This is a genomic window from Limnospira sp. PMC 1279.21, from assembly GCF_032349615.1.
GTDB classification, from domain to species: domain Bacteria; phylum Cyanobacteriota; class Cyanobacteriia; order Cyanobacteriales; family Microcoleaceae; genus Limnospira; species Limnospira fusiformis.
In genome coordinates, this window is sequence record NZ_JARPLU010000120.1 from 1 (window position 1) to 16,225 (window position 16,225).

Sequence of the window (16,225 nt, forward strand, 5' to 3'; positions counted from 1 at the left end):
TTGGTCTTCTTAGTCATCTCGTCCTCTCCATTATACGTCCTAAGTGTTCTGTCTTATGCTATAGATACCTGGTGCGTCAGTTTATCAGTTCTCCGGTTCTTATCGGTGTCGCCTGGTCTGACGCACCCTACTATATATTATTACCAAGGGCTACCAATAAGAGTAAACCCAGCCCAGTAAAAAGGATGAGATAAATCAACAGGGTTTTGTTTGGCTAATTCTTGGGGGACTGGAGTTGATATATCACCGCGACGAGTGTTCATGTTAGTCTGACTAAGTAGGTAACCATTTTCTAAACGTACCTGACCATTTAACATCGCTAATTGAGACTGTCGGAGAGCTTCTGCTTTAATGGGAGTAGCAGTTAGAGCATTATAGAATGTCGTCATTAATCCCAAAGTTCCCGCATCACTAACATACCATAAACTAGCCATAGCCGACTTCACCCCAGCTTGAACAGCTAGTCCAGCAAATCCCAATTCCGCTTTTTCATCCCCCACAGCCGTAGTACAAGCACTCAATACCAATAATTCTACCGGAGGTTGATTTAGTCGTAACTCTCGCAGTTGATTTAACCATAGCTTTTGGTCCCAAAATTGAATATAAGAACGGTCAGCACCCCCAGATACAAATTCTCCATGAGTTGCTAGGTGAACAATTTTATATTCTCCCTGTTCCCTTTGGGATTTCAGATTAGCTATGGTAAATTCCTCATTTAAAAAGGCTTGACCTGGCCAAATATTGCCAACAATCAAATCTAATTCTAGGGGAACTGCTGGTAAAGGATCTAGGTTAGAATTAGGAAACTTAGAAGCACCCATAGCCAAAACCCTAGCATTTTGCAGGTTAACATAACTGGTATCAGTTAGACTGAGGCTAGGAATCAGACTGAGGCTATAGTTTTCTATTAGGAACTGTTCCCCGTCATATAATGCGGCTAGGGGGAGGGTACGCAAACCAGCATCCATTGAGAAAATTAGGATATCAATGCCATGTTTTTCTAACTCCTGTTTGATGGGTTCAATTAACCAATTATATAATTGTTGTCCTGATTCTTTATACTGAGTATCTTGGAAATTTTGGGGGGTGCGAATTTGATGGCTAAATTGTCGCGCTACTTGTAGGAGTTCCTCACGATTAACCGCCACGCTTTTAAACACTGCTTCCCCATTGGGTAAAAGCAATCTTAATTCTAGTATTTCAGGTTGTATGGACACATAAATAATTGCGGGTTTGTAGTTGGTGATGCGGACAATATCGCTGAGGGTTTGACGGATACTTTGGTCATCTACGGTGTTTTTACTGAGATTATAGCCGAAATAGTTGAGAAATTCCCGACCTCGGAATGAATCAATTTGCAACACTGAGGAAACTAAGGGAGAACGAGCCATTTGGTCAGTAGGTACGGTGGTTGGTTCTACCTGAACTACGAGGTTTCCAGCCTGGTCTATGTCGGGGTTGGCTTCGGTGTTGGAATTGATTAGGGGTGACTCTGCATCATGATTGGAGTTACCGGAGATATTCTGATCACTGTCGGAGGTGTTAGAGTTACTGTTGCTTAAATTTTCGGGGATACTAGAAACAGAAGATCCGGTGGTTTCTACATCAGATAAATCTTGATTTTCAGTGGTAATTTCTGGTTGGTTAACGGTGGTTTGTCTAATTGAGTTTTGCTCAAAATTATTGCCGACAATTGTAGTATCTGCACCAGCGGTTAATTGACCATCAGTAATAGCTCCAGCGGTCCCATTTTGACTAGGATCACCAATAACTAGAGGGGTGGAAAAAGCGGGTAATCTAATTGTCCCGCTACCTGTTGAACCGATAGTAGAGATACTTGCTTCTACATCATTCATGGCTTCAAAGGTATCTGTAACTCGGAAAAATCGAGAGGTGTCAATTATTAGGGAACCTCCCCGCAATTGGGCTTCGGTATTAATTAGGGAGACTTCAATATCATTCTCGCTCGTTAGCCTGACGGAACCCGCATTTCCCTCGGAGGAATTGGTGTTAATAGCACCTAGAAAAATCTGGTCTTGTGCTTGTACTACTATAGACCCTCCGGCGGTGGAACCGGAGGTGTTAAGATTACGGCTTTGTACTCCTCCTTGGCGGCTGGTAATGGTAATATTTGCGCCTGTTCCTGAGTCGGTAGCGGTGCTGATATCACCTGTGTTAATATTTCCCAAGGCGGTGATATTAATGCTACTGTCGAGGCTGTCAGGGGATGCTATTTGCAGATTTCCGGTGGTAATGGTTCCGCGATCGCTATTTAAACTCATACCACGTCCGGCGGTGATATTTCCGGTTTGGATATCATCCCGACCTACGAGACTTAAAAAGGTTGCATCCCCCAAAATATTGCCATCAACTGTAATTTGTCCCCGCTGACTGCTGAGGTCAATTGTCCGAAAAGCCAGATTATCTAAACTTGCATTAGAACGAAGTTCTCCGGTCTGAATATTCCCTTGAGACCGTATATTAATATTACCTCCCGACTGCAAATTCCCGGTAATCACCTCACCTCTAGCACTATTAATGTATATATTTAATCCACTGCTATTAATGTCACGAATGCGGATATCACCATCAGCTTGTAAGGAGATGGAAGCATCACCAATTCCGGTAATATTTCCCTCAGCTATAATTTGACCTAAATCACTGGAAGATTGTAATAAGACGGGACTGGTAAAGGTGATATCTTGAGCTATTTCTATGATACTATTTCCATCAGGACTACCAATAATAATCCTTTCAAACCCCGGCGCGAAAGCGTCTATATCTGATAACTTGATATCCAAACCAGTGGTATTTTCCTCACTTCCTAAAGTCATGATTTGACCGGAATGGCTGGATTCTAATCGTAAAGAACCGCTACCACGAACTGAATGAGAACCACCGACTAAATTAATTTCGGAACCTCGTAATAAAATATTGCCTTGATTAGAGCCATTTGGGAGGGTGTGGATTCCCTCTATTTGGATGATATCCGATTGACTAATTACGCTAATATCTCCACCTTCTGTCACGAGATTTCCGAGAATAATCTCATTTTCCGCCTCTAAGGTTAAGCTAGAATTCCCTACACCTCTAATGGTGGGTAAACTTTCATCACCAGTGGCGATAATTCTACCTTGAGGCGATCGCATCATCACGGGGTCTTGAAACCTGAGATCTCCCTCAATATAAATAGTCCCCTGAGAATCAGACCTACCAATAATAATCTCGGAAAACCCCCTAGTAATTTGTGACAATTCCAAGCTGTTAAAATTCAGAGATAAAGGGTCTCCTGTTGGCGAAGAGTTAGCAGAGAGTCCCGAGTTTCTACCTAACCTAATATCTTGGGTTGGTGAAGCAGGTTGTAATAAGAGAGACCCACTCCCGGAAAGACCACCATTAAGATTAATAGTATCTCCCGTCAACATAATATTACCCCCTGTAGTATCAGGAGATAGTAGACCATCCCAAACCCCGGTGGAGATAGCACCCACACTAATTTCTATACCAGCATCCAAAGTAATATTACCACCAGATTGCCGTCCGCGCGAGTCGATCGCACCTAAATCCATACTCTCGCTAGTGGTAATCAAGACATCGCCTCCCTCACCCCTAACGGAGGAGGTAATAATCCGAGATGGTCTCGTCCGATTATTAGTATCATCCATAATAATCCGACTACCTTCGCTAATAATAGACACATCACCACCACCCCCAAAGCCAGAAGTATTGATACCCTCTAAAAAAATCTCGCGACTGGCTTCTAGTTGGATATTTCCCCCGACTCCGGTTGTATCAGTCGCCTGGGAAGATAGGGGACCGGTGAAAATTTGCCGACCACTATTAATAGTAATATTACCGCCGGAAAATCTCCCGTCTGTTTGCAGATTATTAGTAGTAATTGAACCCTGGCTACTACGGAGAGTAATATCACCGCCTGTATTGTCATTATTAGCAGTAGATATAACCCCGGTATTAATCTGACCAATACCACTAGCAGTTAGATTAACATCTCCGCCACTGGTTCTAATATTCCCGGTAGCAATATTGACACCAAAAATATTGAGATTACCACCTCTAGTTAAGATAGTATCGCCACTGTGCATGATAAAAGAACCCTGACCATCTCCGTTAGCATCAGCGCGGAAAGTAACGGTTCCGGTGGTAGTTCTCAAGTCGAGTTTTTGGTTAGATAACTGGTCGATGCGAATATCATTTCGTGCTTCCAGAGTAATATCAGCATCAGCGGCTAAATTTTCCAAGGTAGTTTGGGAGAGGGTATATTCTGCGGGTCCTTGGTCAGCGGTGACTACACCATCAAAGTCGATATTATTATTGGGAGAGGCTTCGGAGTCTACAATCCTGATATTTAAAGGGTCTAAAAGTAGGGTTCCTAAGTTACCATCTCCGCCGCGCAAATTGACACTACCATCAACCCTGAGAGTTTCCAAACCGGAGATTTCTACAAACCCTCCCTGCTGTTGTCCTTGTGCGGAAATATTGCCGGAAAATTGGGTATGTCCGTCAGACCAAATAATAATCCTGCCGCCATCTCCGTTAGTGGTGGCGTTGGCTGCTAGGGTAGAATTATCATCGATGAGGGTATAGATGGCATTAGGAACAGTACCCTGTCCGAGGTAATCACCTCCAATTCTAATTGTACCGCCGTTATCTGGTGCGGAGGCGCTGATATTCGCACCCCAAATTCCGATGCGATCGCCAAAAATGTTAATCTGGGGGGAATGGTTAAAAATAGTGGAGTCGGTGTCGATGGTTCCCGACACAGCCACAACTCCAGGATTAGGAGTAATGGGGGTATTAGAACCAGTTAGTTGTATGCGACCATCAGCTAAAATATTGACTCCGGTGGCATAATTTTCGTCCCCTCCGGTGAGTAGTTCCGGCAAGGATAGGGGGGTAAGATTAGTTGATAATCCATCAGGGGAGGCGGCTGGACTAACTTCTAAACTGAGAAGGTGTCCGGCTTGGGAAATGCGGAGGATATTTTCACCTTCGACCGCCGCCATGGTAATTTCTCCCCCAGGAGCTACCAGTGACCCGGTATTGATGACAGTTCCCCCCAGTAGGGTGATTTGTTCTCCCTGGGTAACGGCGAGTTCTCCGGCGTTGACAATGCTACCAGGATTAGTCCCAAAGGCGAAGGCGTTGGGAGTGCCGACTAGGGTGCTATAATCATTTGCACCGATCGCACTCATCCAGCGATCGCCAAAACCGATACCAGAAGCCGTAGTAGCGGTAAAGGAACCTGGAACATCTAACCTCGCACCCGCACCGAATAAAATCCCGGCTGGGTTGATTAAAAACAGGTTAGAAGCGCCGCCTGTGACCTGCAAAAGTCCGTTAATGCGGGAAGCATCCCCACCCACCACACGGGTGAGGATGTTTTGGATTTCGGGAGTGGCAATAAAGTTCGCCACAGCGCCGGATTCTACGTTAAAGTGGGTAAAACTGTGGAACAGATTACTCCCATTTCCCGAAAGTTGTCCCCCAGTGATGTTGGTCTGGTTTCCCTGTTGATGGGTAATGGTGTTGGTGCTGTTGGGTTCGGGTACAATCGGTTGAGCGATCGCGGTTTTATACCGGATATAGAAAAAGTTTTGTGGTATAATGGAGAGGATATCCAGGACTACAAAACTGGCACAGGAAAACGGGATCAGCACTGACCGCACGTGGTGTACTGGGTTCATAATTATCTCCTCCCCTTCCCTAACTGGTTATAAGTTTATGATATCCTCTGTTTTTTGCACCCCATTCTCACTTCTGTAGTGGTAGTTGTAGTATTTGATTGGCTCACCCATGCGGTTAATTGGCTTGACAGGCGGTATTGGTACGGGTAAAACCACTGTTTCTAACTATTTGGCTGCTACCCATAAACTACCGATATGGGATGCGGACATTTATTCTCGTCTAGCGGTAGAACCTCACTCACCTGTTCTCAATACTTTGGCGGTTCGCTACGGCTCAGATTTACTCTACTCCGATGGTAGCTTAAATCGAGGCAAGTTGGGGGATATTATCTTTAATAGCTTAACCGAAAGGCAATGGGTAGAAAGCCAAATCCATCCTTTTGTGCGCGATCGCTTCCTGGAAAAACGCCAAGAACTAGAAAAACAGTCTCATTTAGCAGAAGCTACGGCGGTTTTAGCCATTCCTCTGTTATTTGAAGCGAATATGACTGATTTAGTCACGGAAATTTGGGTGGTGTACTGTTCACCGTCTACCCAAAAACAGCGACTTATCCAGCGACATGGATCTTCCCTAACTCCTACACAGATCCAAGCTAGAATTGATAGCCAAATGCCTTTGAGCGAAAAATGCGATCGCGCGGATGTGATCATATACAATGATGGTAGTCTACAGCACTTGTATCAACAGTGCGATCGAGCCTTAAAAGGGGAAGGGGTTTAACTCAGAGTTGACCCCACCCCTGCTTATGGCGTTAGTTCACCGAGTCAGTAGCGGTCGCTAGTTCTGTGGAACCTTTACCGCGTCGGCGAGTTAAGCTATTAAATAGCATAATTCCGATCGCTTTTACCAAATTGCCTTCGAGTTCATTAAACATTTTCATGTTCATTCCGAAAGCCGCATTAGCTTCCTCCACAATGCGATCGGCTGTTTCCTGGTCAATCGGCAAATCATTCATGATCTGACGGTAATTGTTCTTAAATTCCTTCTCATCAGGAATTTCGTCAAACTCATAAAACTGAGTTCCTTGACCGTCCGATAAATTCATGGCTGTTTGAGCAATACCTTTCAGGATTTGTCCCCCCGAAAGGTCTCCCAAATAACGGGTGTACAGGTGAGAAATCAACAAAACCGGATCTTGCTCAGAAATCTCTCTAATTCTAGCCACATAAGTCTGAGCCGCTTCGGAAGGCTGAACTTCCTCCCGCCAGTTGCTACCATAGTAGAACAATAAATCCTGCTCAATAGCAGACTTGCGGTTTAACTCAGGAAAATATAGTTTCGAGAGGACGGGGTGATTTTTATGGCGATCCATTTCCTCTTCCATTGCCGTATAGACAAAGTAGAGATTCCCGGCTAATTTCCGATAGGAGGTTTTCTCAACTGTCCCTCTTAAAAAGCATTTGATAAAACCCACATTTTCCGCCATGGTGTGGGACTTTTTGGTTCCTTCCCGCAACTGGGTGGCTAGATTAACACTCATAGTAAATTTATTTGATCTGTTAACGAGATTTTACAGCAGATGTATTATCTTGGGGAAACGGCTGATTATACCGCCCGATTTTCTACCTTAAACCTATTTGCTTAAAAATAGTGTTAAGAATTGTCACAGATAGTAGACAGGAGAGATTGAGAGTACCAGAAACCGCTGTTGCTTAGAGGAAAATTTGACTAATAGCAATTTTGCCGCTGAAACAAACATCTACATCTGTACCAGGGGTGCGATCGCGTTGACCATAATCTCCGATATATTGGTATTGTTCCCCATTCACCTGATATTTAGCCGGAAGCGGGTCACAGGAGGGAGTACAGAAGACCATTTCCGGGTCTGGTTCTTCTGGCTGTAGATAGGGGAGATTGACATTCCAGAAACTGCGCGGTAAACAAGGTTGATTAAGCAGGTTTTCCAAGACGGCTTGGGTGAGGCGAGTCGCGCGTTCCCAGTCGGCTGGTTTACCGCCTTTTCGATACTGAGAAATAGCAATAGCCGGAATACCATGTATAGCGGCTTCTCTAACAGCGGCTACAGTCCCAGATATGTAGGTATCAACACCTAAATTACCCCCGGCATTAATCCCTGAGAGAACCCAGGACAAATCTGGACATAAATGGCTAATGGCCAGGCGAACACAATCGGCAGGAGTTCCAGCGATCGCATAATGAGTGGGAGAACGGCGTGATATATTAATGGGGGTAGCGGTGGTGACTTGATGACCACAGCCGGAAAGGTGATCGCGGGGAGCGACCCAAAGGCAGGGACTCTTTACAGCGGCCGATAAGGCTTTAATTCCAGGTGCATCAATTCCATCATCATTAGTTAATATAATCGTCATATTTAGGAAGTCCGGTTGCCGTCCCTACATTTTAACCGACAAGTGCCGATCCGGTTTCCGGTTTCCCGATTAAGATTTTTATGTGAAATGAGATTAAGCCACGTAGGGCATAAAAATTGAGCGAGATGCGGCTTTTTGGCTCAGGTCATTAAAGATGGTTTTAATCAAATTATTGACGTTTTTCGCAGTAGTCACATAATGATTTCGTGCCAATTGAAAACCCAGGGAGCGAGAACTAACCGCCGATTCTGATTGAATTAGGATGACGGGAATATCAGCGGTTTTCTGATTCTGCTGTAGCCGATGAATAAATCTATAGGTATTGCGATCGCTCAAATTTAAACTACTGATAATGAGATGCGGTTTGATTTCTTTAGCGATTTGCACCGCCCAGTTCCCGCCTTCTGCACAGATAATATTAAACTGCTCCAAGGCGATCGCATCCTCTAAAGTTGAGTTAAAATCCTGGTTTTCTTCCACCCATAAAATATCAAATATCATAATTTTGTCCCCACAGTGTATTAACTAGGAATAGTGCGACACCGATTCAATCCGATAAATCTAGTTTGATAATTTCACACAATCCCATCAATGGAGGAAATCAAGAACAGGTGACAGGGAGAGGAGGATTAATGATCCAATCATCAATTATCGACCCCACGACCCCAGGTTATTGACCAATGACTTTTTACTAACCAGTCCCATAACAGTCCGGTAACCAGCCATCAGACTTTTAGTTCCCCCAGAGTCCCTTACTGAATGACCTCCCGTACAACTACTTACCAAATATAAACAGCAATTGTGAAGATTATGTGATCAACAACCCAATTTTCCGATGAATATGTTAGAGTTGGGGCATCAGGCTTTTGTTTAAGATACTCTAGCCATTAGCCGGAGGGATGCGGAACTGCCCAAACTCCCCGGCTTGGCTATATTGATACAGGTTCTAGGTGTTATATTCGCTATGTATGGGGATCTGAATACAGAACTCCGAACCCACACCTGGTTCTGATGTGCAGTTTAACTTCCCTTTGTGCAAATCGACGACAATTTGATAGCTAACGGATAGACCCAACCCAGTCCCCTGACCCACAGGCTTAGTGGTAAAGAATGGGTCAAAAATGCGCGATCGCAACTCTTCAGGTATACCCACTCCATTATCAGCAATGCGAATAAATGCCAGGTTATTTTTAGTTAAACCAGTAGTAATTGTCAGTGTAGGTTCCTTAGCAGATTGCTGACATTCGGAGCTTTTTAGGGCATCAATAGCATTATTAAAGATATGCAAAAACACCTGATTTATCTGGCCAGCATAGCATTCAACTTTAGGCAAATCACCGTAATTTTTAATCACCACAATTTCCCGCTCTCCAGGTAAGGGTCGGAGGCGACTTGTCAAGACCATCAAAGTGCTATCAATCCCCTGATGAAGGTCTATTTCCTTAATTGCCGACTCATTCAATCGGGAAAAACTTTGCAGGGAGTTAACAATTTCCTGAATCCTTTTAGCACCATTCTGAATGGAATTAATCAACTGAGGAATATCAGTAATTAAAAAATTGAGATCAATCTCTTCGATTAATTCTGTAATTGCCAATGGTGGTTCTGTATAATATTGTCGATAGGATTCAATTAGCAACAGTAAATCCTGGGTATATTCTTCCAGGTGAGGCACATTACCAACAATAAATCCCACGGGATTATTAATTTCATGAGCCACCCCGGCCACCATTTGTCCCAAGCCAGACATTTTCTCGCTCTGAATTAGTTGGGTTTGGGTGCGTTTGAGTTTAGTTAAGGCTTTTTCTAGTTTCTCGGTCTGTTGTTGGAGGTGAATTTCCGCCCGTTTCCGCTCAGTAATATCCATAATCGTCCCAAACAGGCTGACAATTTGGTTATCGTGATTCAAAATGGCTTTAAACTTAATATGAACATAGCTAACTGAGTTTTCATCCTTGATAATTCTGGCTTCTGCCTGACAAGTAGTTCCATTATTGCGAGTTTCTGCTAGGGCTTTCTCAACCAATGGTCTATCTTCGGGGTGATAGCATTGCAGACATTGCTCTACGGAAGGTATACCCAAGGTCTGGTCTAAGCCCAAAATCCTAAATACCTCATCAGACCAAGTAAGTTCCCCAGTATCGATATCCAATTCCCAATTACCAATATGGGCTAATTCCTGGGCTTCCTGAAGATCGGAGGTGATTTCCCGCAGGCTGGCTTCGGCTTTTTTCCGGGATGTAATATCATTTAAAGATGCTACAGCACCCAAAACATTACCCCGACCATCTTTGATAGCACTAGCACGCAGTAACACCTGAAAGACACGGTTATTTTTAGCGCGGTGTTCGACTTCACCCACCCAGTTTTTGCCTTGGCTAATGACCGCAAAAATTTGTCGGGGAATTTGCGGGTCAGTATAAGCGCCAGATATCCCCCCAAATACTTGGTTAAATTCTTCTGGGGTTTCACACCCAAACATCTCAGAAAAGGCGGGATTTTGATAAAAGTGATTCCACTGTGCATCAGCCATAGCGATCGCATCACTAGAGCTTTCCACAGCCTGTTTATAAAGCATTAAGGTAGCTTCAGCCTGTTTGCGTTCGGTAACATCACGGCAAATACACACCACCCCAGCGGCACTTTTAGTTACAGACATCTCCTGGATGAAGAAACTACCATCTTGGCGACGACTACGGAGTTCTCCTTGCCATTCATTTTCAGCAGCAAAGACGGGAGAGACTTCTCGCCGGATATATTCTATCTCATCCCCATCATATAATTCCTGCCAAGTTTTGCCTAAAATCTCTTCAGCTTGGCTGTAGCCGAACATTTCTAAATAAGCACGGTTAACATAGGTAAATACTCCCTCGGAATTTTGTAAGGCGATACCGTCGGTGCTGGCTTCAATGGCGGCGAGTCGCTGTTTGAGTAGTTCCTCTTGTTGTAGGCGATCGCTAATATCATCTAATATTCCCAACACTCCAACTATATTTCCCTGGTGATTATCAAGGGGAATTTTGGTAGTTTCGACCAGAATTTCTTTTCCTTGGACTAGGTGGCGGGTTCCTCTGACTTTGATTTGAGGCGATTTTGAGGATATAACTTGGCGATCGAATTCCTGATACAATTTAGCCTCTTGAGGAGTCCAAGGTAAATCATCATCAGTTTTACCCACAATTTCTCTGGGGTCTTGTAATCCGACTTTCTCCGCAAATTGACGGTTACATCCCAAGTAAACAGAGTTACAGTCTTTCCAAAAAACGGCTTGAGGAACATAATCAATTACCATCTGTAACAGGTGGTGACAATTGATGGAATTGGACTGATTGGCAATCACATTAATTTTCTGCTGCTGTAATTTTTGCCTCAGACTGTGATTTTCCTGTTGCAGTTGGACTACATGACGACGTAATTCGGCAAGTTCCTCTTGCAGATGGTTGGTCGGTTCCACTTCTGAATAATCAGAACAATCACAAGAATTATTGGATAAGCTATCGTTAACGGTCAAATATACACCTGATATAGACCCATTTTCATTGTCGGACATTTGATTTTCCCTTGATGTCATCGGCGACTTAAATTTGCACCCACTTTCTCTAGCATCTGGTCTTGAGGAAATTATAGCTTGAGTCCTGAAAAAATATAGTTGTTCGGAGATGAAACCAAAATATTTTTTTGCCAAGTCTCCCCTAGGGGGGCATTTTTGAAGGCATCCCCAAAATTATACCCGCTAGTTTTAACCAAAAGATAATCTTAATGGCACAACATTTAACTTTTATCTATCCTAGGAAGTAGGTAATTTAACAACTGCTTCTAGCTTTGTTGAGTAGCAAAATGGGTAAGCTAGGCTGGCGTGGGGTTTGCACCCGGGCGGTCCGTAATGCTTCTGCTATCCATGTATTGCAATGTCTGAGAATGGAATAAACACCTTTGGCTTCATAAAAACTGTCTCTGATACCATAACCATAGCCGATTCTGATGGGATTTCCGGCGGAGTCAAGTTTAAAGGAATTTTGCAGAAAATCGACCAATTTTAAGTAATTATCCTCACTGATATTAAGGAGTTGTAAATCTTGTGCTACTGGGAGGGTCTGATATACTTGAACTCGCAAAACTGATGGAGTAGGTATAAATAATGCTTTGAGGGCGGTTGTCAATTGCAAATCAGCGAAGGTGGGAGATTCTAGGTAAACTTGGCGATCGCCCCAACCCATGGCTAGATATCGATAATTGCCAGAGGTTTGTCTCCCAACTTCTGATAAGTCGATAAACTGATGCCAGTCAAATACGGAGGTTTCCACTGGCACCAAGATATCTGTATGTAATATATTTCCGGTTATATAAATGGTTATATCACAACTTTTTTGCGAGGGTAAAATCCAGAAATAAGGCAAAAATAATGGCATGATTAAACATATCAAAAATGCCAGGATGGTGATAATTTTATATTTAGCTTTTGCGGGGAATTTTAGCTTAGATATAATCTTCACTGTGAAGGGGTTGATTGAGGGGCAAGGTGATTAAGGATGGAGGGGCGCGAAAAAGGGGTGCGAGTAAATCACACCCCATAATTGTACTGTCCTAAACTGGAATTGAGGTCAAGTTATTTGACAGCAACCACTTCTGATTCGGTGGGCTGTTCGGCTTCGATCGCAGTATTTTCGGTAATGATGTCATCATTAAGATCCAGGGAACCGCCAGGGGCTTCTGGGTGTTGGGTAGAAATAGCCATCCGGCGATAGGCATAAGCCCCACCAGCGGCAGCCAACCCAGCGACACCAGCAATGGCTGCGATCGCTTTATAGTCGGATTTAAAAAGGCTCATATTATGCCAGAAAGAGGTCAACTTAGTAGTTGCAGCCCCTTCATTAGCTTGACCTTTGCTGCTGAACACACAAGCGGTAGTCGCAGTAGCAGTCAAGGAAATGGTGGCGATCGCCATAGCAGATGCTAATACAGAAAGTCGCTTCATGTTGAATCAGTATGATAATAGTGGTCTACAAAACATTAGATAGATATGTTAGCAGCTAATTTTGATTTTGGGTGGTATCAAATTTGGCAAAATCAGAAAAAATCAGTAATTTTACCTTGTTCCACCATGAGAATTTGGCTTTGTTGCAACCACTGATGGTCAAAAGCGCCTAAATGGGTAGTAGTAATCAGAGTTTGAAATCGCTCAGAGATGGCTTGTAGAAGCTGATTTTGGCGATGGGGGTCAAGTTCTGCTAGTACATCGTCCAACAGAAGTAAAGGGGGTTCACCGATGACGGACTCAATGAGTTGCAATTCCGCCAACTTGAGGGCTAAAACCAAAGTCCGCTGCTGACCGGATGATCCATATTGGCGGGCGGGAGTTTGGTTAATGGTAAAAATGACATCATCACGGTGTGGACCCACTAGAGTCAACCCTTGAGAACGTTCGGCGATCGCTCTGGTGCTAATTTTGGTCAAAAATGCCTGTTGTACCTGTTCAGGAGGCCACCGAGACCACCTCTGTTGTTGTTTAGAAGGGGGTTCAATGTTAGGCTGATAGGTGATATTCAGGGTTTCCCTACTGCCACTAATACTTTGATGCCACATCCGCGCTAAAGGTTCGAGCCTTTCAATAACGCGATCGCGGCGACGGAGTACCCGCGCCCCAGCCACTGCCAATTGAGCATCCCAAACGGCTAATTCTTCCGGGGTAGTTCCTGCCATGGGTCCCCGTTTTAACAAAGCATTACGTTGTCGCAACACCCGGTTATATTGATCTAACATATAGGCATAAACTGGTTCTAGTTGAATCAGAAGCCGATCAAGCCAGTGGCGGCGTTCAGCGGGACTACCGCGCACAAGATCCAAATCCAGACTAGAAAACTGGACAACATTAAGGATACTGAGAAAATCAAGATGACGTTTGACCGATTGACCATTGATGGCAACTGTTCGGCGACCTTGACTCCTCAAAGTCAAAGCCAGGTCAAGTGTACCACTATCACGCTCAAGGGTAGCAGTAATTTGGGCGATCGCATGATTGTCCAAAACCAGATCGCGATCGCGGTTAACCCGATGACTTTTGAGGGTAGACAGCAATTCGACGGCTTCGAGTAGATTGGATTTGCCTTGAGCGTTGTTGCCCACTAAAATAGTTTTGGGAGCATCAAACGCCACGTCTTGAGCTTCGTAGTTGCGAAACTGTCGGAGATGTAGCGTTTTCAGATACATAGAGTCAGGAGAAAAAAAGATCCGGTCTTAATTGTCTCATCTAACCAGATAAATTCTTTCTGCTGCCACATCAGGGACGATCTTCACTATGTTATCTTAACTAAACTTGAGCAAACGTGCCATATCTAATCTATAACCCCGATACATCGAGTCCGGTCACTTATGAGTTAATGCGCGGTGTCAATACCATCGGGCGTAGCCGGGATAATACTATCTGTATTACAGATATGAGTCTGTCCCGACAACACGCCGTGATTGAGGTTCAGGACAACCGGGTAACTGTGAGCGATCGCAACAGCAGTAATCATGTGTTTGTCAATGAAGCCATGATCCAAAATTGTCAACTCAAAGATGGAGATGTACTCCGCTTAGGGAGGGTGGTGTTAAAATTTGTCGCCTCCGGTGTCACCTCCTCCCAAAAGTCTCCCCGTATTGAGCGATCGCCCACGGCTGTAGTTACCCAGTTTTCTCCCCGTTCAGATATGATTGGGATGCAGGATTTATTGGAACCCGAAGAACGAGATCGTCACTCAGTTCTTAATCTGCGGTCATCCGATACCCATTTACGAGCCGTAGATAAACTCAAAATATTATTAGATGTTAGCCAACAATTATCATCTCCAGAATCCACGAATAAACTACTTGATAAAATCCTAGATTTACTGTTTAAAATTATGGGGGTTGACCGCGCGGCAATTTTATTAGTAAATAACAAAACTAAAGCAATCGAAGAAAAAGCAGTTCGTTATCGTTCTCAAGTGTTAGAGGATGAATATTTTTATAGTAAAAGTATTACTAATACAGTCCTAGAAACTGGGAACGCCATCTTAACTTCAGATGCCCATGTAGACGAGCGTTTTCAGGATTGCGAGTCAATTATTTACCAGGGTATTCATGCTTCCGTGTGCGTTCCTCTCAAACCCAGAGACAAAGTAATTGGGGTTTTATATGTAGATAATCTATCGATGTCTGATGTTTATTCTAATGAAGATGTGGAGTTTTTAAGCACTTTAGCCAATCAAGCGGCTATTGCGATCGACAACGCCGAACTGCGCAAAAAAATGCAGGAAGAAGCGGTAATGCGTAACAAACTAGAGCAATTTTTTGCTCCGGCGGTGAGTCGCAAACTACGGGAAGAAGGCAAACTAGAAATTATCGAAGCTGAAGTTACCGCCTTATTTTCTGATATTACTCGCTTTACGCAAATGTCTTCTCGCCTGGAACCCCGCCAAGTAATATCTATGTTGAATGAATACTTTAAAGTCATGGTAGAGGATATTGTTTTCCCCTATCAAGGAACCTTAGAAAAATATATCGGTGATGCTTTAGTAGCCGTTTGGGGCGCTCCCTACGCCCGCAAAGATGATGTGGAAAGAGCAGTTAAAGCAGCCATTGATATGCAATGGGCTGTCCGCCGCATGAACGATCGCTGGACTAAGGATTATGCGGAACCTTTACAAATTCACATAGGCTTAAATACCGGACCCGTAGCGGCCGGAAATATCGGTTCTGAGCGATTGATACAATACGCCCACATTGGTGATACTATGAACGTTGCCAGCCGCATCTGTAGTGCGGCTCAAGCCGGAGAAATTATGATTTCTGCAAGTACATTTAAGAAACTGGGCGACCATAGTTTCCCCCTGGAAAAAATGCCCCATATTCGAGTGAAAGGTAAGGATCAAGCCCTCCAGCTTTACCGTCTTCATTGGGAAGAAGTTCATACCATTTCCCTATAATCTGGCGACTATTACCCGTTGATATGACCGGGGACGAACTCACAAAGCGCCTATATCCCCCCTATTAGGGCGATCGCTTTCCGTGGGCTGGTGGGAATCGTGGGTTAGGTTTAGGGTTAGGTTAGGGCGGGTGCAGCTAGTTGGCTGGTTTCTCCCGTGGCTGCTCTAGCACCCGCCCCTACTGGCGGTGGGAATCGTGGGTTAGGGCGGGTGCAGCTAGTGGGCTGGTTTCTCCCGTGGCTT

The 16,225-nt window shown here is 44.2% G+C and carries 10 protein-coding genes; 2 read left to right on the plus strand and 8 right to left on the minus strand.

Annotated elements, in window-relative coordinates:
- Positions 1-140: 140 nt before the first annotated feature.
- On the minus strand, positions 141-5,705 hold the full coding sequence (locus P5683_RS16980; RefSeq protein WP_315641934.1) for a CHAT domain-containing protein: 5,565 nt from the start codon (positions 5,703-5,705) through the stop codon (positions 141-143).
- A 109-nt stretch (positions 5,706-5,814) separates the two neighbouring features.
- Here P5683_RS16980 and coaE point away from each other — a divergent pair, with 109 nt between their 5' ends.
- Complete coding sequence (coaE, locus tag P5683_RS16985; protein ID WP_315641935.1) at positions 5,815-6,426, plus strand: dephospho-CoA kinase; 612 nt, start codon at positions 5,815-5,817, stop codon at positions 6,424-6,426.
- A 31-nt stretch (positions 6,427-6,457) separates the two neighbouring features.
- Here coaE and P5683_RS16990 read toward each other — a convergent pair whose 3' ends face one another.
- The 7 genes from P5683_RS16990 to recF all read right to left on the minus strand — a co-directional run bounded on the left by P5683_RS16990 (position 6,458) and on the right by recF (position 14,243).
- Entirely contained in the window at positions 6,458-7,186 is a 729-nt protein-coding gene (locus P5683_RS16990) for a heme oxygenase (biliverdin-producing) (RefSeq protein ID WP_006621891.1), read from the minus strand.
- Between the two features lie 172 nt (positions 7,187-7,358).
- The gene (gene surE, locus P5683_RS16995) at positions 7,359-8,036 is read right to left on the minus strand and encodes a 5'/3'-nucleotidase SurE (protein ID WP_006621892.1); all 678 of its coding nucleotides are present in this window, start codon (positions 8,034-8,036) and stop codon (positions 7,359-7,361) included.
- Positions 8,037-8,129: 93 nt separating this feature from the next.
- A complete protein-coding gene (locus tag P5683_RS17000; protein WP_006621893.1) occupies positions 8,130-8,537 on the minus strand; it encodes a PleD family two-component system response regulator in 408 nt (135 codons plus the stop codon).
- 445 nt (positions 8,538-8,982) lie between these two features.
- Positions 8,983-11,586, minus strand: coding sequence for a PAS domain S-box protein (locus P5683_RS17005; protein WP_315640627.1), 2,604 nt, complete (start codon positions 11,584-11,586; stop codon positions 8,983-8,985).
- Positions 11,587-11,839: 253 nt separating this feature from the next.
- Positions 11,840-12,445 (minus strand): TIGR02117 family protein, encoded by a 606-nt coding sequence (locus P5683_RS17010; protein WP_315640629.1) that lies wholly within the window; start codon positions 12,443-12,445, stop codon positions 11,840-11,842.
- Between the two features lie 197 nt (positions 12,446-12,642).
- Positions 12,643-13,011 (minus strand): hypothetical protein, encoded by a 369-nt coding sequence (locus tag P5683_RS17015; RefSeq protein WP_006621897.1) that lies wholly within the window; start codon positions 13,009-13,011, stop codon positions 12,643-12,645.
- Positions 13,012-13,103: 92 nt separating this feature from the next.
- Positions 13,104-14,243, minus strand: coding sequence for a DNA replication/repair protein RecF (gene recF, locus P5683_RS17020; protein ID WP_006668876.1), 1,140 nt, complete (start codon positions 14,241-14,243; stop codon positions 13,104-13,106).
- Between the two features lie 116 nt (positions 14,244-14,359).
- Here recF and P5683_RS17025 point away from each other — a divergent pair, with 116 nt between their 5' ends.
- Positions 14,360-15,982 carry an adenylate/guanylate cyclase domain-containing protein gene (locus P5683_RS17025; protein WP_396442572.1) on the plus strand — a complete coding sequence of 541 codons (1,623 nt, stop codon included), beginning with the start codon at positions 14,360-14,362 and terminating at the stop codon, positions 15,980-15,982.
- The last annotated feature ends 243 nt before the right edge of the window (positions 15,983-16,225 follow it).

Excerpts from the sequence above, each read along its gene's own strand:
- P5683_RS16980 (WP_315641934.1), bottom strand. The coding sequence starts at position 5,705 with ATGAACCCAGTACACCACGTGCGGTCAGTGCTGATCCCGTTTTCCTGT.
- coaE (WP_315641935.1), top strand. The coding sequence starts at position 5,815 with ATGCGGTTAATTGGCTTGACAGGCGGTATTGGTACGGGTAAAACCACT.
- P5683_RS16990 (WP_006621891.1), bottom strand. The coding sequence starts at position 7,186 with ATGAGTGTTAATCTAGCCACCCAGTTGCGGGAAGGAACCAAAAAGTCC.
- surE (WP_006621892.1), bottom strand. The coding sequence starts at position 8,036 with ATGACGATTATATTAACTAATGATGATGGAATTGATGCACCTGGAATT.
- P5683_RS17000 (WP_006621893.1), bottom strand. The coding sequence starts at position 8,537 with ATGATATTTGATATTTTATGGGTGGAAGAAAACCAGGATTTTAACTCA.
- P5683_RS17005 (WP_315640627.1), bottom strand. The coding sequence starts at position 11,586 with ATGTCCGACAATGAAAATGGGTCTATATCAGGTGTATATTTGACCGTT.
- P5683_RS17010 (WP_315640629.1), bottom strand. The coding sequence starts at position 12,445 with ATGCCATTATTTTTGCCTTATTTCTGGATTTTACCCTCGCAAAAAAGT.
- P5683_RS17015 (WP_006621897.1), bottom strand. The coding sequence starts at position 13,011 with ATGAAGCGACTTTCTGTATTAGCATCTGCTATGGCGATCGCCACCATT.
- recF (WP_006668876.1), bottom strand. The coding sequence starts at position 14,243 with ATGTATCTGAAAACGCTACATCTCCGACAGTTTCGCAACTACGAAGCT.